14 protein-coding genes are annotated in these 20208 nt (G+C 48.2%); 1 reads left to right on the plus strand and 13 read right to left on the minus strand.

What is annotated here, in order from left to right; translation table 11 throughout:
* Window positions 1-2: 2 nt before the first annotated feature.
* From CWM47_RS00915 to CWM47_RS00975, 12 genes are all read right to left on the minus strand, one after another.
* Window positions 3-1481 carry a T9SS type B sorting domain-containing protein gene (locus CWM47_RS00915; protein WP_100985929.1) on the minus strand — a complete coding sequence of 493 codons (1479 nt, stop codon included), beginning with the start codon at window positions 1479-1481 and terminating at the stop codon, window positions 3-5.
* Complete coding sequence (locus tag CWM47_RS00920) at window positions 1474-2334, minus strand: glycosyltransferase family 2 protein (protein WP_100985930.1); 861 nt, start codon at window positions 2332-2334, stop codon at window positions 1474-1476. The genes CWM47_RS00915 and CWM47_RS00920 overlap by 8 nt, the downstream gene beginning before the upstream one ends.
* Before the next feature lie 23 nt (window positions 2335-2357).
* A complete protein-coding gene (locus CWM47_RS00925) occupies window positions 2358-3437 on the minus strand; it encodes an acyltransferase family protein (protein WP_100985931.1) in 1080 nt (359 codons plus the stop codon).
* A 12-nt stretch (window positions 3438-3449) separates the two neighbouring features.
* Complete coding sequence (locus tag CWM47_RS00930) at window positions 3450-4547, minus strand: glycosyltransferase family 4 protein (RefSeq protein WP_100985932.1); 1098 nt, start codon at window positions 4545-4547, stop codon at window positions 3450-3452.
* 38 nt (window positions 4548-4585) lie between these two features.
* Window positions 4586-5458, minus strand: a complete 873-nt coding sequence (locus tag CWM47_RS00935; RefSeq protein ID WP_100985933.1) for an alpha-1,2-fucosyltransferase — start codon at window positions 5456-5458, stop codon at window positions 4586-4588.
* 228 nt (window positions 5459-5686) lie between these two features.
* Window positions 5687-6643 carry a hypothetical protein gene (locus tag CWM47_RS00940; protein ID WP_100985934.1) on the minus strand — a complete coding sequence of 319 codons (957 nt, stop codon included), beginning with the start codon at window positions 6641-6643 and terminating at the stop codon, window positions 5687-5689.
* 27 nt (window positions 6644-6670) lie between these two features.
* Complete coding sequence (locus CWM47_RS00945; protein ID WP_100985935.1) at window positions 6671-8107, minus strand: MOP flippase family protein; 1437 nt, start codon at window positions 8105-8107, stop codon at window positions 6671-6673.
* Complete coding sequence (locus CWM47_RS00950) at window positions 8104-10338, minus strand: GumC family protein (protein WP_206170590.1); 2235 nt, start codon at window positions 10336-10338, stop codon at window positions 8104-8106. The genes CWM47_RS00945 and CWM47_RS00950 overlap by 4 nt, the downstream gene beginning before the upstream one ends.
* Window positions 10339-10342: 4 nt before the next feature.
* The gene (locus tag CWM47_RS00955) at window positions 10343-11203 is read right to left on the minus strand and encodes a TolC family protein (protein WP_240625664.1); all 861 of its coding nucleotides are present in this window, start codon (window positions 11201-11203) and stop codon (window positions 10343-10345) included.
* A gap of 16 nt (window positions 11204-11219) precedes the next feature.
* Window positions 11220-12440, minus strand: a complete 1221-nt coding sequence (locus CWM47_RS00960) for a glycosyltransferase (protein ID WP_100985936.1) — start codon at window positions 12438-12440, stop codon at window positions 11220-11222.
* On the minus strand, window positions 12427-13929 hold the full coding sequence (locus CWM47_RS00965; RefSeq protein WP_100985937.1) for an O-antigen ligase family protein: 1503 nt from the start codon (window positions 13927-13929) through the stop codon (window positions 12427-12429). Before CWM47_RS00965 ends, CWM47_RS00960 begins: the two co-directional genes overlap by 14 nt.
* A gap of 536 nt (window positions 13930-14465) precedes the next feature.
* Window positions 14466-17921, minus strand: a complete 3456-nt coding sequence (locus tag CWM47_RS00975) for a carbohydrate-binding protein (RefSeq protein WP_100985939.1) — start codon at window positions 17919-17921, stop codon at window positions 14466-14468.
* Between the two features lie 156 nt (window positions 17922-18077).
* On the opposite strand from CWM47_RS00975, the gene CWM47_RS00980 reads away from it, so the two are divergent.
* Complete coding sequence (locus CWM47_RS00980) at window positions 18078-19268, plus strand: glycosyltransferase (protein ID WP_100985940.1); 1191 nt, start codon at window positions 18078-18080, stop codon at window positions 19266-19268.
* 23 nt (window positions 19269-19291) lie between these two features.
* Here CWM47_RS00980 and CWM47_RS00985 read toward each other — a convergent pair whose 3' ends face one another.
* On the minus strand, window positions 19292-20125 hold the full coding sequence (locus CWM47_RS00985; RefSeq protein WP_100985941.1) for an SdiA-regulated domain-containing protein: 834 nt from the start codon (window positions 20123-20125) through the stop codon (window positions 19292-19294).
* Window positions 20126-20208: the final 83 nt, after the last annotated feature.

Raw genomic sequence — 20208 nt, forward strand, 5'->3', positions numbered from 1 at the left:
CTTCACCGCACCAGCATCACCCGTCCGCTTCGGACAAAATGATGCGTCTGGTTCAACGGATTCAGCACACTGTAATCAGCCGTCCAGGCATAAATACCGTCGGAGCATGGTCGGTTCAGAAAGGTGCCATCCCAGCTTACATCTATTTGACGACTTACAAAAATAAGGTTTCCCCACCGGTCAAATACCCGGAAGGAATAGGTTAAAAACGCACCTGCATGGAAAACAACCAACTGGTCGTTGTGGGTATCGTTGTTGGGCGTGAATGCATCGGGGACATAAATATCATCGAGTCGACAGTTTTGGGATTCGACAATGACACTATCCCGGTATGTACAGCCGTTGAAATTTGTTTCCAGCCAGTAAGTACCCGCCAACGAGACCGTTAGATTCTGACTTTTACTTTGGTCAGACCAGACGAATGTAGTTCCGGCTGGCAAAGATGTCGGTGCCGGTATCGCTTGTGTTGTACCCTCACAAAGCACCTGATCCGGACCGAGGCTAAATGGCGAATCGGGAAGCCCGTTAACCACCAGCACATTTGATTCGGCAGAACACTGCGCCCGACCTACGGCCGAAGCATTGATGGACTGGGTGTTTCGAAGCCGATAATACGTTCTGCCCGGTCGAACGGGGTTAATGGCGTAAGTAGAAAGAGTTGCATTGGGTATGGCCGTCCAGGTTACGTTATCCTGACTTTGCTGCCACAGGTAAGCAGGACTGATATACCCGGTAGCGGTCCCTACCGTCAGGGATAGACGGGTATCGGCGCAAACCGTTGTTTCAGCATCCGGCGAGTTCGAGAACTGAATGGATAAACCGGGATGAACGGGCCGAAAGCCTATATCGTCGATAACCAAATCGTTGCCGCATCCGCCAAGCCCTTTGTTGACCAATTTTACCACAATGTCGTTGCTACTCGTGGGTATCGAGAATTGCATGGACAACGAAACCCAGATGGGTGTTGCGGTTCGGGTAATGGCAGGCTGAATTATCTCTTTAATTAATGTACCATCGGGCTGTTCAATCCGCATGGCAATAATTGGGTTGCGCAGGATGTATTCATCACAGGCACCGGCAGTCAGAATACGGTTCAGATTCAGTGCCCACAACGAAAACTCGTATATGACGCCAGGGCATAAGCCAGCTACCTTCTGGCTATAAAACTCACTGGGTTGATATGACGCGTTAACAACGAACATGTTGCCCCGCACATCGTTGGGCGTGTGATCTTCCAGAATAGGATGCCAGGCCTGACCATGACAGTCGCCGGATACTGTATCCAGTAGCGTGTATTCGCCATCATCGGGGCAGGCTCTGGCCCGGTAAGTGAAATTAGTTATCCCCTGCGGCAGCAGACCACGCGGCCCACTACCAAACGTTTCGCAAATGATAGCGCCCTGGCTGCACTGTGCCCGGCACACGACGCTTGTCTTTATCACCAGCAACAGCAGGATAACGAACGTCACCGTCTTACTCATTCACTGACGTTTTTGTATCATGAGGAGGCTGCGGCACAAACATGCTGGTCAATCGCTTGAGTTCGATACCTATTTTCAGGAAGAGCGTTCGTGAAAAACTACCATCTTTTTCCAGCGTTCTGGTGCCGGTCCAGACACGGGCTTTAGTCGATTTTACTTGCTTTACCGTTCCGTATTTCATCAGGTCGAAGCACATCCGACCATCCTCACCCCGCACTTTATGCATCACATACCCTATTTTCAGGCCATATTCCCGAATGTATCCAACACTAATACCATATGCATTGAGGTGTGGACGTTTGAGATGGCGGATTTCGGAGATCGTGTCTTTCAACGCTTCATGCAGCGTTAATTTCCAGCGGGGAAAACCCTTCGAAGGAATGAAGGAGTAGCGGCCGTAGACACAAATAACGCCCGGCTGCTGTAGCACAGCCATCATTTCATTGATCCAGTCCTTTGGATATACTCCATCGGCATCGGCCGTCAGCAGATATTTTCCTTTAGCTCCTTCCAGCCCCATTTGCCGGGCGGGGCCCCACCCCTGGATGGGCTGAAATACACTACGAACATGAAGTTTATCCAGCGTTTTTTGCATCTGATCCGTCGAGTTGTTATTGACAATCAGAATTTCGACCGGGTAAGTCGTTTTCGATTTAGCCAGCGATGCAATACTTCGGAGGATGTTCACCTCTTCGTTCCAGCCCGGAATGACAATACTAACAAGGGGTTCGGGATGTTGAAGGTTGTCAAGATCCTGATTGATGGCATCAAAAACAGGCTGAGGAATCTGCTCAAACGATTCGTAGGGGAAGTTAAATTGATCGAGCCAACTAGGCGCTTTACGAATATTCATCGGATATAACGGTTAGATCGACCCTACATAGGCGCCATTTCGGCAACCGGTTTGCTGGTTCGACTGGGTGGAACAGATTGAAGAATTAATTCAACATGACGATAGGTGAAGACAGACAGCAGATGGATGCAGACAAGGCAGCTCAGCACAAAAAAGAACTCACCCGCAGGTGAATGAGGGAGCTTGACCAGTTTAAAAAAAAGCAGATCCATCACCGCCAGCACAACCGTGTGATTCAAGTAGTAGGAATAGGATAATTTGCCCAGAAAAGCGAAACGATCAGCGGCCAACAGGTTGGAAACAGCCCCCTTTTCGCGGGAAAACACAACGATAACCAACGCAAACAGCAGTGGCATCAACCAGCTTTCGGCGTGGGTAAACGAGCTCACAGCCAGTATAGTAAAGCCAAGCAGCAATACTTCGACAAGTGAATAGGCATTGCGATTGAGAGTATCCGGCAACTGATGACCAAGTCGATAAGCCAGCATCCCGATCAGGAAACTATACAGGCAGCGAACGAATCCATAATCATAATTATAAATAATGCTGCCGTTGTGTTGCACGATAAACCAGGCCAGCAAGGCAAAACTGATGCTGCACAGGAGGGCGACGTTTTTGCGAAACAGCACCAAACAAAAGGCCCAGACAATGTAGGTATAGAACTCAACGCTAATGCTCCAGCTAGGGCCATTCCAGGTAACCCCATGAAACAGGTTAAGCGATTGTGTTAGTGTTAGATTGGCAATAAATGATGGCAGATTCTTATCCTCGGCAAACACAGGATTGCTTAACGGAACGACAAACCGATTTACTCCATACCGAAACAGTTCGAAAAGCAACACCAGCAGGAGCGTAACCAAATGGAGTGGATACAGTCGTTTGAATCGCTTGACGACAAAGGGTTTGATGCTGGCCAGATTTGTGATTTTAGTGAAATTGCTGTGGGTCATGACAAAGCCCGACAGCACAAAAAAGAAGTCGACAAAGATGTCGCTCTTCGCAATAAAAGCACTGCCCGACAGCAGGTCAAGATGTTGTAGGTGAAACAGAATAACCAGTATGGCAGCCATGCCCCTAAATGTATCAACCGCTCTGAATCTCATGGCAACAGCTAATTAGGCTAACGATTTATACACCTCCAGGGTCTGATCAATGGACTTTCGGAGCGAGAAATCCTTGAGTCGTTGCGTTCCTTTCTCCACAAGTTGGGCTTTCAGGGCTGTGTTCGTCAGCGTATCAGCCAGCGTCTCGACCAGATCGTCAAGGCTGGTCGGGTTGAAATACACGGCTGCATCGGCGGCTACTTCGCGAAAACAGTCGGTATCACTTAGCAGGATCGGACATTTTGCTTTGAACGCTTCCAGAATAGGCAATCCAAAGCCTTCATACAGTGAAGGATAAGCAAATAACTGAGCCTGCTGATAGAGGTAGGTAAGCTGTCCATCTGTAGCGCCAATGTGCCGTACCCGATCGGATAACTTTAGTCGCTGAATAAACTCCATATCGGCCACCTCCAGCTTTCCTCCACCCGCGAGGATCACGTGCAAGTCCGGAAAACGGGCCGTTAGTTTGCTTACGGCATTCAGGAACAGGTAGAAATTTTTGTAGCCGCTCCGATCTCCCACAAACAGCACATACTGCTCAGGCAAATTGGCGACCGGCTCCGTTACCAACGGACTATCGAGGTCTATTCCATGATAGATAATCGATACTTTTTTGGGGTCGACATCGAAAAAGCTGAGCAGATCGTTCCGGGTCGTTTTCGAGATCGTGATGATCGAGTCGGCCCGAAGGATATTCTCCCGTTTTTGGCGGGTGAGCGGGTCCTGCGCCCAGAAATATTCGGGCAGACGCTCATAAGTCATGTCATGAATCGTAATGACCAGCGGTTTCTTTAACTGCTGGAAATAATACGGATCGTAATACGTGGGATGGAACACGTCAAAATCGGCCTTACCAAGCAATCGTTTACAATACAGCTCATTCAGCCGGTAATCGTAGCGGTCATTACGGTTCAGGACCAGATCGCTCAAATGGCCTTTTACGGGCAACGGTTCGTTCTGGATGTAATGATTCTGGGCATGTATTACGCCCAACTGATAGCTAACATTGTCGGTACGCTTGATGCCCTGAATAATATTGGCAAAGTACCGGCTGATACCCCCATACCGCTGCGTACTGAATTTCTGGTGATCGATAAATACTTTAGTCATTATACACAACGGTCGTACAAGTGGGTCATAGAATCAGGTTAAAGAGCTAGCCAAGTGGCTGGCAGCAAATCTTTGGTGTTCCAGGTTGGTTGTTGTTTGTACCACTGCCGGGGCGAAATGACCAGTTTAGCGGGGTTTGGATTGAGCCAGGCACCCCACCAGCTAAAGGAGCTGTTCGCGATGATGTGGTGACGACAGTGGCTCATCAGCATCATATCGGCAACATCGGCATTAGGGCCTGTATTCTGCACAAAAACCGTATCGTCGGGCAGGGCCAGGTTTTGATGAACCCACTCATGATCGTCGCTGAAAACAAACAGACGAGCATTTTCATGTCGGGCATTCAGTTCCTGGAGGGCCTGTTTGTAGTAATCTATACCTACGAAACCAAACGTCTTGCTGAATTCCGGATGGTTGACATAATCGCCCCGCCGGATATGAATAGACACGGGCGTTGGCGTATTGGCAATGAGTTGCTGGTACTGTTCGAATTCGGGACTGGGTATGCTGTTCAGCGTCAGTTCGCGCCTGATCGTATCGGCACTATCCCGAAAATAGGCTTCCGATTGCCAGAAACCTTCCAGCGTAATGCAGTTGGCCCGTGCCTGAATAACACTGTTGTCGAAGTGGAACTGTTTCTCTTTCAAAAACAGAAAAATGGGCGGCAAACTCCGGTTTGGCAGGAGTTTTGTGGCTTTGGAAACGTACTCCATTGGCGACTTCTGGAGCAGTTTGTAGGGAACAGCAAACTGTCCTAACTTAAAAGGCCTCACCGTATCTGTTGAGTACTCATAGAGATAATAACTCAAGTCCAGGTACAAGGCTGTTTTATTTTTCAGCGCGAGATGCCGGGCAGCAGCGTACTGAAAAAGCTGATTTCCTAAGCCACTGGTAATTCTGCCGATAACCATAGTAAAAAATTACTAGCAGGCAGGTACTGGCACGTTTGACACATCCCTGAAACTACCCTCCTGCCTTAATTATTTAATTTTATCTTTATAGACTATCTATTAACTATAATAAATTCCTTTGACGTATAAAAATACACTATATAAGTGAAAATAAAATATTGTAAACAAAAATTTAGGGTATTTTTTTGTCATTCCGACCTCTAAAGGGTTATTAAGGTTTACTATCCTTCAATAATTCATCTTTAAATGAGTCAGTACTTCTTCTCTGGTACGAGCATGTAAAATTTTAGCTCCCGACAGGTTAGGGAATAAGTTTTCGTATTCATTGAACGGATGCTCTTTTCCCCAGTTTGGATTGGACAGGATAATATTTGTACCGCCAAAACAGCTCGCCAGTGCCGCTGTGCCGCCGTGCATGGAAATAAAATGGTTGCAGTTGGCGTATACCATCAGCTGCAGGTGATTGTAATTGTTGACAACCGATGGATGATGCTGCCTATATAGATCATCCATCAACACCACCTGAGGGTGATTTTTCCGAAGCCATGCATGTTCGTCCAGCACCAGCGTTTCGCTATTGTCCTGCACAATCTGGCTGGGTAAGGGTCGATTATAGACGATCTGATAATCAGATTCGTATGTCTTGATGATCTGGTCGAGCGTAGGGATGTCCAGAAAGTTGATTGGGTCCTGATCCCACTCAATGTTGTATTTGTTGGCGATGACCAGCAGTGGCTTATCGAAGACAAACAGGTCATTTTTGAAATGATCCTTATAAGGCACCCGCGCCCACTTACGAAAGCTATAGGTGTTACTGTGCGTCATATTAGGCACGTTGTAGTGGCTGTAGGATTCCAGCCAGACGCGCTTATCAAACCGTTCCTCGTGATTTGAACTGAAAAAATAGAACTCTTTTGTGTCTTTGGCCGAGATCGTTTTATCCAGCGTGCCATTCAGGTAATGCCAGTACGCAAATGGAATCACATAGCGGAGTTCCTGATCAAACTCGCCGTGGTAACTAATGACCTTATACTTTTTCTTCAACAGGTAATCCTGAAACACATAACGCCCCTGAACCAGCTTACAGTAATAATTATCACGCACAAAATAGCCCAGATCCGATGGCAGATCTGGGTATTTAACTCGTGCAAGCACATACAGGGATTTCAAAATTAACTTTTGCATAGACGAAATAAACAAGGTCGTACACTATCAAGTAGCCTTTCCAAGGGTTTTTAGTTCATTGAGAGAGTATTTATAGCGAAATGTTAGCCCGATATAAATAAGTGCGCCCATAGCAACTTCCACACTGATATTGATCACATTGATGGAATCGGCATAGGATTTATAGAGCGAAATTGCCCCGACCATAACCAGGCAGAATACGATTGGCTTGACGATATTCTGGGAAAACTCCCCCAAAAATGACCCAATGAGTGAGTACACTATTCGGAAATTAATGAGGAGGTTGGCCATTGTTGCCACCAGAAAAGCGGACGCAATGCCTATCACGCCCCACTGCTGAGCAAAGAAATAAACCAGCGGTATTTTGATGAACAGCGTAATCACGTTTAGGAAAAACAGCAACTTCGGCTGTCCTTTTGAGAAGGCGAGCGTGAAAAGCGGATTGCTCAGGAAGGTAAACAGGCTGACGAAAACGAAGATCCGGATCAGTAGAATAGTCGGCTCCCAACCCGGCCCGTAGAACAGCGGCACCACACTATCTGCCGTAATGAACAAGCCCGCCAATAGCGGCAAATTCACGTAACTGAGCAAATCCAGAATGGTCAGGTACGACTTTTTCAACTCGTTGGTATCGCCCTTGAATCGCGCCAGAATAGGATAAGCTACCTGCAACACGATTGGACTCAGCCTCGAAATCGGGAAAACAGCCAGTTGCGATGCCAATGTATAATAACCAAGTTGTTTTACACCCAGCATCCCGCCAACCAGGATGTTGTCTGAGTTGGCCTGAATGAAGCCAACTATACCGTCGCCCACGTTGTAAAGACCGAATCGAAGGTGATCTTTGATCAGGCTCAGGTCGAATTTCAGTACCGGCGAAAACAGGCTGGCCCCATAGACGACCTGCAGCAGTGACTTGATGGCCTGCTGGGCCAACTGTCCAATAATCAGCGATAATTCTGCATAGCCATTATAGGCCAGCGCTACCGTAATGATACTGCCAACCACGGTTCCGGTAATGTCTATGCTGGCGACAGACTTAAATCGAAGCTCTTTCTGAAGTAGAAACAGGTAAATCTGCCCGAAATAAACGATGATAAAATACAGCGACGACAGTTTGATAACCTGTTCCAGGCGGGGTTCTTTGTAATACCCCACGACCAGCGGCCAGCTAAAAAAAACGACAATGCCGATGATCAAACCCAGCGCCAGATTGAGTAGGTAAATGGTAGACAATACCTGCCGATCTTCTTCCTGTTTGTAAATAATGGAGTTTGAAAACCCCAGATTCGCAAAAATGCTGAAGAAGGCAATCATCAACGTACTCACGCTGACGATCCCAAAAACCGACGGCTCCAGTAGCCGGGCCAATACGGCGACCTGGCCAAACTGAAACAGTGTGGAAATCGCTGTGGACATACTCATCCACTTACCACCACTCAGCGCCTGTTTTTTATGGTTCATTTAGCTTGTTGATCAAGGGCAGTTTCGGCCACGGGTGTGCTAGCAATCACTGTGTTAGGTTCGGCAAAGCGTTTGGTTCGAACCATTCCCTGTTCGATATCACCCAGTGTTGGCGCGTCGGTATCTTCACCTTCCACTTTGTTGAGGGCAATCAGGATAGGGTGTTTGGCAGCTTTTGCATACAAGCCAAATAATTGCTTGTCCCGACGTCCCCAGATCGTGTGAACGCTCAGGGCCATAATCGACACGGCACTCTGGTTTATCAGGTGCAACGGAATTGGACTACCAACCAGGGCGGGCAATTCAAGAATGATTTTAGTAAATGTGCTCGTTTCGAACAGCTCGTTACGCGTCAACAAATCCGTCAAATCCCGCGCGTTCATGAACGTAGGATGTAGTTCGTAAGGCACGAACATAATTCCTTCCTGCTCAAAGCGTTTATCGCTATCTGTCAGGCGGGGATAGAAATAGGCTACCTGATCGCCCGACTCCGCATACATGCGGGCGAGGCCATGTGCAATCCATGTTTTCCCCTGCTTCGACCGCATACTGAACAGCGTGATGAGCGCGGGGTGCACGGGTACGCGCTGATTTTCGATGTCGATATTGATGGCATTCCCCAGTTGTTCGAACATACCCACGGCGGCCCGACTGGCCCGCGAGTTGACGGCGAATTTTTTAACCAGTGGAAATACGGCCATTACTGAGCGACCAATCCACTGTTCGGCCTGTTCGAGTGAGTTGATTCGCTTGTCGGCCCAGAAACGGATAGCGGCCAGCAACAGGGCAATAACAAGCCCGGCTCCCGCAGCGATAACACTGAATAGCATACGCTTGGGTGCCTGTGCCGATAGCGGAAAGGCAGGTGGGTCGAGCACCGACAGCGAACCATCAACGGTAATGTCCTGCCGGTGCGTAGTTGCCTGATTCAGCGACTGAACCAGCGTGAGGTATTCTTTTTCGGCAACGTCCAAATCGCGGGTCAGTTGGCGCTGCTCAGACTCAAGTGGAGAGAACGTTTTCGATTCGGCCTGATAATCGTCCAGTCGTTTCTTGATCGGTCCCAGTCTGGCACCGGACTCTTCGAACTCCAGCACCTTACCCAGCCATTCATTGACCAGTTTCTGCTTCGGTACGGACTCCGACGAATTGTCGGCGGCAAAATAATTCTGGGCAATCACCTTTAATTCTTCCGATGCCTGATTGATTTTAGCCTGGTATTTATCCAGTACAGCCTGGGGTTGCCCATTGGTGCGGGCATTGATCAGTTGTCCTTCGGCAGCCGTCAGTTCGGCCTGTTTGTCGGTTAGGGCGGTATTGATCTTGAGCAGACTCCCCCCCTGCGTCATGCGCTGACTCAAGGCATTCATAGAGGCTTTAGCCCCCTGGTTCCGCATTACTTCGTTGTTATATTCAGCAACCAGAGCCTCGCGGGTAGCCGAACGGGTTTTCAGCTCATCTTCAAAGTTGAGTACATTATGCTGCACGTTAAATCCCCGAAGTTTCGCTTCGGCATTGTCCAGCAGGCGCTTCGCATCCTTTGCTTTACCTTCGTAATACTTTACAACTGGGTTGGCCTCCCCCCGTTTCAGGGCTGTGTATCGTTCGTTAAGTTCGGTCACGGCTATATTCAGTGTTTGCTGTGCGATGGCCGGATCATCGGCTTCGTATTCCAGATCCAGCATGTCACTCCCGCTTCGGCGGTTGGCTTTCAGCTTCTTACCGATATAGTCTGCCGAATAATATGAATCGGAACCAAGCAGTAGCTGCCGGATCGGATTATCGGTCTGGCTTTTTGCCAGGCTGTCGAGCCGAATGCGGGTATAAGCCGGGTCGCCCGGGCGAACCAGCGACTGCCACAAACTGGCAGGAATCGTTTTTTGCAAGTTCTGAAAACTGGCAGCCGAGAGTTGATAGGGCGTTGGTTTACTGAGTTGCAGGTGTTCACTCAACATGTTCAAGCCTACGTAATAGAGCGTCTGATTGGAGTTGAGCGTTGTCAGGATATTGTCGAAGGCATTACTAACGGCCGAGTAATCTGTTTGGAAACCTTCCTGCGCCGAACGCAGCGAGTAACCAGACGTAAAGCCTGTATACAGCGTTGCTTTAGTTTTGTAAACCTTCGCTTCATTGCGCATGAAGTAATATACTGTTCCAGCAGCCAGGCAGGGGAAAAGTATGAACCAGATAAGATGCTGCTTCAGGAGCCGCCAAAGTGATTGAAGTGTCATATGGCTAGTTGCGTTTCAGTTGATGAATAGGAACCCCTACGACTAATTCGAGGGCGTAAATATTTTTAATAAACTGGGTCTTGGCCTGTTCCACCGTTGACCGGGTTTCGGCATAGCGGTTGCTGTTGAAGGCGTGTGTTTCGGGCGTGATCTTCCCCTTCTGCAACTCCACCTCGGCAATCCGAAATGCTGCCAGCGATGCCTGATCGTCGCGCAGGCGAATCTGCAAGACCCGCTGCGATAAAATCAAGTCCTGATACAGATTGAACAGGTCTCTTTTTAGCCCAATTTCGGCTGTCCGCTTCCGTTCTTTTGTCGCTTCGTGGTTCCACCTAGCTAACCGAATCTCCTGCGGACGAGCGAATAGATCGTGAATACTGATAACTACGTTTACCCCGGCCCGGTAGCCATTTGAAATTTGTGCCAGTTGATCCGACGCACCCGTTCCGGTCGATATTATAGCCTGATTACCAGTTGAGTAATTAACAAAGCCCGTAAGATTTTGCAGTACCTGAAGTTTGGAAAGATGCAATGCCGATAGCTGTGAGTTTGCCACGGCCCCCTCAAATTTAACCAGGGGTGAGTAAGCCAGCGCCAGCGTATAGAGCTCGTCGAACGGGATTAACTGGATTGAAATTTCCCGATTGAAATCGAACGCCATGGTATCGATGGGTAACCCATCGGCGGCTGTTATCAGTGGTTTAGCCGCAACTGTTGGTGTCGTAACGCCACCCTGCCCATAAACAGCGCTGCCCAGTATGGCCCACATGACCAGACCCAATATCCATTGACGCAGTATGAATGGGTGGTTCAGTCGGTTTTTATTACACCCGTTGAAGTAGAATTTTTTGCGGTATAAAATCATGTCTGTACTCGTTTCCTCAATGACTATTTAGTAATGTAGCTGTCTGTTCCTGCCGCCAGAATTTGGGCAGGCTCTGTATAACTGATTCAAATTCTTTGGCCCGATGCTTCCAGGAGTTGGCTTGTGCCATATCGACCCGTTGCTGAACGCGTGGCGCATCCGTATCGACCAGCGCCCGTTGCAGGGCCTCGGCAAAGAGCTGGGGAGTACGGGCTATCTCGATAATGCCGGTAAAATCGTCCAGAATGGAAAATGGCGTTGCCACAACCGGCAAGCCGGCAGCCAGGTACTCGTTTATTTTAAGCGGATAAATAGTATACGTGTGCTTGTTGCACACAAATGGAATAATGCCCACACTCAGTTTTGCCAGTAAGGGGGGTAAATCGGCGGGTTGGCGGGGCGGAATAAATTTGACATTGGTATAGGTACTCAATCGCTTCGTCAAGGCTGGCTCATACACTTCGCCAATAAATTGAAAGTCAACATCCGGCATTGTACGGGCGCAGTACTCCATGAGGTCAATGTCGATTCGATTATCAGCCGAGCCGAGGTAACCAACGATTGGTTTTTGGGGCGGGTGTTGTTGAGCCAGTTGTCTGGCCTGGTTAAACAGATCGAAGTTGACTCCGTTCTTGACGCAGAACGTTTGAGGTTGCAGCTTCACCTTGTCCTGTTGTAAGGTTTCGGATGTTGTAATAACGGCATCGACGCGCCGGATGAATTCGTCTTCGTACCGGTTTCCGTGTCGGCTCATCCATTCGCCCGCCGTCGTGATTTCGTCAAAACAGTAATAGATCGTACCACACTCATTCAGCTTACCCAACAAAGGCAACCCAGCCACTGGGTTATACGCATTAATTACCAGTGGCCTGCGCATATCCAGGCGCTTCATGATGCCTTTCAGACTGCTGGTCAGCACGTTCGTATTCCAGCCAAGCAATCGATCGTGCGATTTTTGAGAGAGCCAGTTAATCGGCAACATCAGCGGTGGCGTCCAGACATACAGTTCGCCACCGGGTTCGGTCTTCACCTTCATCAACGGGTTTTTGAGCCGCATCGCTTCCCGAGCCGGCAACTCCTTTCGCCCCGTTGCCAGGTCTTTAACGGTGTACAGATAATCGACAAACAACACCCGGTTACGAACCGACAACTCAGTCATGAGCTGCACAACGGCCTTCTGAAAATCGCCCGTCCAGGGGGTTTGTGTAATACAAATGATGCTGTCAAATTGCTTCATAACGATCAAGCTTAAGTGAGGCAGTTTCTTCAGTCACGGAGCCGTCAATTGATGGGGCGGTGTCCCAACGGTTGCAGGTTGCAACCAGCATGGTACTGATAAAAATCACACTACTGGTTGGAAATTGACCCAGCACCGGATTCGAATATCCCATGAGGGCAATCCCGACAAATTCGGCCAGAAATCCGTACATAATTTTAATTAGCCAGGGGTCTTTTAACTGCCATACCCGGTATACGCCGATCCCGGCAAATCCCATCAACATCAGTATATACAGGGCGACCCCCACGCGGCCCGTTTCGATCCAGAGTTCAACATACCAGCTATCGGGCGGGGTTTGGGCAGCCCAGTGCCAGGGCGAAAAACGCGCACCCATGTCGGTCGATGTCCCGATACCTGCGCCAAACGGGAGATCTTTCAGATACCCCTTCAGCTTTTCCTGATTCTGAAGACGGAGTATGAACGAAGGGTCGTTCATGGGTGTAAGGGCCGACCGCATACGCTGAACCTGGTAATTCGAACTGCCAATGCTGGTGTACATCAGCAGCAAAAGCAGCGGTACAGCCATCGCCGATCCAATCATCAGTTTCAGCAAATCGCGTTTCAGCACCAGGTAAAAGGCGAATCCGGCTACCAGAACAAACAGGGCACTGCGTGTTCCCGAAATAGCATAGCCCCAGAAGTAGATCAGCGTGAGGCAGGCATATACGACTTTGGTTACCAGCTTTTTCTCTTCGAAAACCCGGATCAATGCCACCAGCGTTACCCCCGCCATCTCGGCCCCGAACTGAGCCGCATCCGAGTAAAACGAGAAGCAGCGAAGTTGCCCGAACAGCATGTGTGTTCGGGCATTGAAGCCACTATTGAGCCAGACTACTTCGGCGGGCGACAGCCCCAGATACTGTTGTTTGAACGCCCAGAGAGCCGCCAGTAATGACCAGATAAGCCATGAATTAACGAAAAACCGGATGTCTTTTCGGCTGAGTGGCGTGACCAGTATGATGCAGGCCACCAGAAACCAGTGCAGTGAAAAGGCTCTTACATGGAAAAACCAGGCCGGGCGGTAAGGTGCTTCGGGATTGATCAGTTCGATAACCGTATATACAAACCAGATTGTTATCAGGGCAAATGTCAGGCTGCGCAGCCGTCGCCACTCCATTCGTTGCCCATTTACGAATAAACTGAGCAGCGTAAGAGCCAGTAGCCCGTCGATCAGCAAACCAACCGGAATATCGATCTGAACAAAGCGCGTGAACCCGACCGTAAAACTGAGCTGCACATAGAGCAACATGCCTACCCGTGGGTCCAGCAGTACGAAGACGACCAACGCTATAACAACTGGCGCCAGTACGGCTAAAATGGCACCTGATGCACCCATTTTACTGACCAGATACCCAACCATGATGGTATATAGCCCTCCCATGAAGGTATACAGCCAAAATTGAGGTAATCCCGTGTTTTTATTCAGTAAAAATGCTGGCTGAGCCATAATAGGTGCCTGTGGTATATAATTAGTTTATGTTTGTTCAGTTAATGAAGTTGCACGGTATCAAAGGTTCCTTCAGGCAATTAGCTTGCCAACTAGGGTTGGGCAAGCCTTCCCGATTGCCATTATCGACCACAACAATGACAAAATAAGGCCAGCTAATTGATCGGGTCGACTTCAGCAAATGGCAGGCACTGTTTGTTTGATTGTGATTGATAGTAATTAGCGATATGAGCAGTGTTGTATATGCCGTTTTTATATCTGCCATATTTAATATGTGTATAATAGAGATGAGGCACGTATGCTGAGATTACCAGAGATTGGCACATCATCGATAAACTAAATGTGTACTTGATACTTACTTGAAGGTAGCTTATGGGAAGATTTATTTATAAATATAAAAGTAAACTCAATAGATTCATTATAAAAATAAAGTAAACAATATTTTTTTATATATACTCTATTAATTCATTTTTCAATGTAGTCAATAACAGTGAAGTTAAGCTTTAAGGCCCGACTTCACTATTATTGACTACACTTTATTCCACTTTTAACACTTTCCGTACTATTCGCTCGGTGCCTTGTTTTATTTCCAGTAAGTAGGTGCCCACCGGCAGACGCGACAAATCGACCTCACCCGAAAAACGGTCACCTTGGCCCTGAATCTTTACTTGTTGGTGCATATGACTCATGCCTGCATCAAACACATTTATTTTAAGTGAATACGTAGATGACCGCTCTGCCTGAACCGTTACGAAACTGGCCGTTGGGTTAGGAAACACCCGAACAACTTCGTCCAGACTTTTTACATCTGACGTGGCAACGGCTGCCTGACGTGCGTTTGGTGCGATATTTCCCGGCATCACGAACAGGGGGGTTTCGGTAACGGTAAGCTGCAACTTGCCCTGGTTTGTACTGACAAGTTCCATATCCATGTCATTGCTACCCACTTTGGGTCGGTAAACGCGGGCCTGGGTCGCGCTGCCCAGATCGAGTGTGTAGGTAGCCGTACGGCCAACTTCGTCGGGTACTACAAGTACATAAGCCGAGTTACCGTTTCGCTCATAGCGATCCACGAATGGGTTTCGGTTGATGGTTTCTTTGTAGATGTAATCGCCGAATAGCTTTTTGGTCTGATACAGGTAATCGGCGGCTGGTCGGCGAGTCAAGTTATCTCCATTCGCCAACCCCGACGTGCCGAACATGCCGCCCGTCGAATTGTCGTCGTAGAGCTGATAGAAAAACACTTTCTCGATTCCCTGCCGGGCATACAATAAAGCCGTTCGTAAGATCCAGTCCCCCTGCGTTTCCAGCGCCGATTTGTTACCGATAGGAATGGCCCGTAATGGACTACCCTGATTGACATCATAACCCGTTTCGGTAATCCAGACCGGCATATCGTAGGACTGCCGGTGTGCTGTTTGCCGGAAATCCTCCGCAATCAGGTTAACAGGCGTTACCTCCGGTGCCGCTCCCCGCGTGGAGGTACCACTCTGCGACGACGACGTATTATCGGAATACATGTGGTAGTTGATAATGTCCCAGCATAGGTTAACGGTACCATCGGGTTTGTAGCCACGATACTGTTTGCACCAGTCGATCATCCCTTTTACATAATCTGACCCGCTCGATGCCGAGGCCAGTCCGCCAATAACCACTTTTACCGTAGGGTCAGCATTTTTTACGCCTACACCCGGCCCCATGCTGTTTTTATGGCCATCATAAAACGCCGACAGGTTCGCGGCATATTCGCGGGCTGTCTGGTAAGCTTTCCGGCCTTTCCACCACTTGTCGCGTTCGTTGTCGCACTCAATGTATTTGATTAACCCCATGCCTATTTTTATTGAGTTTGGGGTGTCACCCGTCCAGCGGGGAGTCGAGTTAACACTCAGCAAGGCCGGATTCACATTTGTGTTATAGCCGTATCGGGCCATGTATTGAAAACCCATTTTTGCCTGCTCCAGATAAGACGTTGGGTCGGCGAAATCTTTACCAAACCGTAGGGGTGTATTCTCGGCATCGCGCTGATCCTGCGGATAGGTGTTGACCATCCAGTCGGGAATGGTTTTCAGACAGGCCAGCACCTCAATACCATCTGCTTTACAGCGTTCATAAATAGCGTCGAAATTCCAGCCACCGCTCATCGTTGGGCTGTATGAGTAACTGGCTTCATTGGACTCAAGCTTATTCCAGTCCATGTAATGCCGGATGCCGGAAAACCCTTTGACGATGTTCATTTTGGCCTCATTGACCATCCAGGGTGTATTGCCATCTTCGAAGTTCCACTCATAAGCGTTCACGCCCAGCATATCGCCAAGTTTAACAGACTTTGCCGGTACCGGGGTTGGTGTCTGGCTGGGTGGCGTGTAGGAACCGTAAAGTTCCATCTCGGTGGGGAAAGCACCGTACGTATTGATGACCAGATAGCGGGCGTTGCTGATTGGCTGATCCAGTTTAAAACGCATATTACCGCTCGTTGACCGGTTGGGGTACGGCCCTACCCAGTTCGCATAGTCGCTGCCCGTAAAGGTGGCAACCGGAATCCGCTGCCATTGGTCGTTGATCACCCACAAGGTCATTGGGTTATCCTGACACGAGCCGACAAAATCATACAACCGCACGCTTTCGAGGGTTATCGTCTCGCCGTTGAGTAACGGATAATAGGCATCGTACTGAGGCAGCACTTTACCCCAACCCGTTTCTACCACGGCATCTGTAACCCCATCGAATAGTCCCTGTAGCCCGTTGCTTACATTGGTAAGCTGATACCAGCGTTTGGCATCGATTGGAATTTTCTTTTCGGGCGCAATGATCGAAGAGGCACGAACAACCTGCGTTTGTACTACATTTTCGGCCGCTAGGAAGGTAGATGATGCAACCTGCGATGCGGTAATTATTGCCGTTCCGGCAGCCACGACAGACGCCTTCCACGAACCGGAAGCGTTCGACACAGTAAGTACAGATGGATTAGATGATGTGAATGTAATAGGCGTATCCGTATTGGTACTCGTGGCGATTAGCGCAAACTCACCGTCGTCGGTTGTTTTATCGGGCAACGCGGCAAAACTGATGCTTGCCGGTGCCAGAATTATGCCCCCCTGAGTGATGTTGACCCAGTTGAAATTCCAGGCTCCGCGCACCGAGTAGATACGCAGCACCTGACTCCCGGCTTGCAGCGTAGCCGTTGTGTTGACGGTTGTCCAGTTTTGCCAGCCGCCCGTGCGAGGTACGTCGAGGCTACCCAACACCACCCCCGCTTCATTTTTTATGTTAATTAATCCATTGCCCCAACTGTTGGCCACCCGAAACCCAAACGTGTAGACGCCCGTTGTGGGCACCGTAACGTTATAATCCATCCAGTCGTTGTCGTCAATATAATTAATGTCGATTCCGCCATCGGTATCAGACGCTTGTTCAGGGCGAACATCCGTTGCCACATCGAAGCTTTCAGCCTCCAGTTTTCCGGGAAGGGTATGTCCATCGGCGGCTTCGAACCAGTTGAGATTCCAGTCGCCTTTCAGGACATAAATCCGCAATGTTTGGCTGCCTGCGTTCAGGCGGGCCGTTGCACCAATCGTCTGCCAGTTTTGCGTGCCGCCCGTTCGGGGCACACTAACGGTACTCACCACCGTGCCATTGGCCAACCGAAGTTCAAAAGCCGAGCCATCGCCATAGCCATTGGCGACACGAAACCGGAATGAGTAAACCCCGTTGTGCGGCACATTGATGGCATAGTCCATCCAGTCGCCGGTGTCGATGTTTCCAACATTTTGACCACCGCCATCATCAGCTGTTGATTCGGTGCCAATTCCCTGCATAGTGGCGTAATTTTCAGCTTCAACACGGCCTGGTAAGTTTACAGCTAGCAGGCTGGTCGACATGAAATTAAATCGACTCTGCTTTTTCGATGTAAAAGCGAATAAACTGAAAGCAAGTAAACCTATACTATTAACAATGAGTATATAGGTGTAAGCAGAACGTAGAAATTTGCTCATATATAGAAAAGGGGGTTTAATTATGGCTAAAATTTAAAGTTTTATTTATTATTATAAAATAAAACTTACTAAATAGAACCTTTATCTAAAAATTGTTAATATTGTGTACTTCTTTTCAGCATTATATATAATATACTCATAGTCTCTTTAACCATAATGGCTTTTATACTGTATTTCACTTGTGTATTTATAGGTGGCTACCTTTTATTCAACGTTGCTTATTTTCTTATATCGGCAATTGCCGGTCGTTTAGGCAGCGCCGACGATGTTTCTCCATCAAAGGCTGTGGATCGATTTCGCCGGATTGCGGTGCTGATTCCAGCCTATAAAGAGGATGCTGTTATTGTGGGCTCAGTAATAGCCAATTTAAACCAGACCTATCCATCGGATTTATTCGACCTGATCGTCATTGCCGATTCGTTTCAGCCACAAACACTGGAAAAGCTTTCCCGCTATCCAATACAGGTCATTCGTGTTGAATTTGAGCAGTCGACCGTTCAAAAATCCATTATATATGCTCTCAATTCGCTTCCTGAAAATGTATATGATATTGTTGTGATTTCTGACGCTGATAATCATATGGCGGCCGATTTTCTGGAGCGAATCAATCAGGCATTCGGGCAGGGATGGCGGGCTATTCAGGGACACCGGGTTGCCAAGAACACTAATAAAGGCGTAGCCATTTTCGACGCTATGAACGAAGAGGTTAACAACAATCTATTCCGGGCAGGACAGCGGGCGCTGGGGCTTTCGGCTATGTGTACAGGATCAGGCATGGCATTTGAGCCAACTTTGCTGAAAGATGCGCTGGATCAGATAAAGACAGTAGGTGGTTACGACAAAGAGCTGGAAATGCTATTGACGATAAATCACATTAAAGTTGGCTATTTGCAAGAGGCTATCATTTATGACGAAAAAGTACAGAATGTAGCGGTATTCAACAAACAGCGAACACGATGGATAGCCGCTCAAGTGTACTTCGTAAAAGCCTACTTTACAATTGGTATACAGCAACTGGTCAAGGGCAATGGACAGGCCTTCAATTCAATGTTTCGCTCGCTGTTGCTTCCCCGACTGATTTTATTGACTATTTTATATCTACTGGCATTTGCGAGCCTTTTTATTGACAATCAGGAATTTAAACTTTTAAGCTTGGGAGCATTTGGGTTTATGGTCATAAGCCTGGCCATATCAATTCCTGTCTCTTTATGGCAAAAATTATCAATACGCGACTTTTTGGTGCTACCGATGTTGATCTTCAGCATGTTTAAATCGCTGCTTAACTTTAAAAAAGCCAGCAAAGTATTTTTACATACGCCCCACGCCGAAACATCGGACGTGAACTAAGCAGCAATTGAGGCTGGCCAACCTTATTTCTGATACCTGAACTTCAGAATATATCCTTTTTTCCCGTCGCCCTCACTGGCAATGTACAGATCGCCGTTTGGCGCAAAACAAATGCCTTCGGGCTGTCGAAACGCTTTTGGATCGAGCGATTCTGAATAAATAATTTTAGCTTGTCGGCTGGTAATAAGCAGGCGTTTCCCTGCCGATGTAAGGATGTACCACTCCCCGGTAATGGGATGTACGGCAATGCCCGATGGTTTATAGGTTTTGGGGTCAATCCCCGCCCCTTTCAGTTGCTCGTCGTTGAGGCTCATGTCTTTAAAAACAGCCCGATTCAACAGATCGAACGAGTAAACAGCTTTATCGCTCGACCCTTCACCATTTTTTACAGCTATAAGCAGTCGTTTCGTTTTAGGGTTATAGCCAAGTCCTTCTACTTCGGTTTTTTTGGGTAAGTCGGTTTTTGTCCGGCCAATTTTTGTTGATTCGGGTTTAAATCGGAACAACGTACCGTTACTTTCAAGGACATACACTTCGTCGTTTACATACTCGATGCCCTCAAAATCGCCATAACCACCAAAGCCAAAATCCTTTACGACATTTCCTTTTTTTGTATCGAATACATATACGACAGCCTCTTCGTCCTGAACGCACAACAACTGATCGTCCTTATAATAGGTTAAGCCCGATATTTCTTTCAACTCTTTTGGCAGCGTGTAGTTTTCGTCAGGCTTACTGAGTTGGTAAGGGAGTTTAAATACGGCATCAAGCGTTCCGGTTTCCGGCTTGTCGGTTTGTTTGGCCGAGGGGCCGCAGCCTGCCAACAACACTAGTAATCCGATAACAAAGCGATTCATAAAAAAACAGGTTTGGGTTAACTGTATAGAATTGACATCAAGGCATATGCCACCCGACAGCCTATTGCACTTAGCCCGCTGAA

The sequence above is a fragment of the Spirosoma pollinicola genome (genome assembly GCF_002831565.1).
Taxonomy (GTDB): Bacteria; Bacteroidota; Bacteroidia; order Cytophagales; family Spirosomataceae; genus Spirosoma; species Spirosoma pollinicola.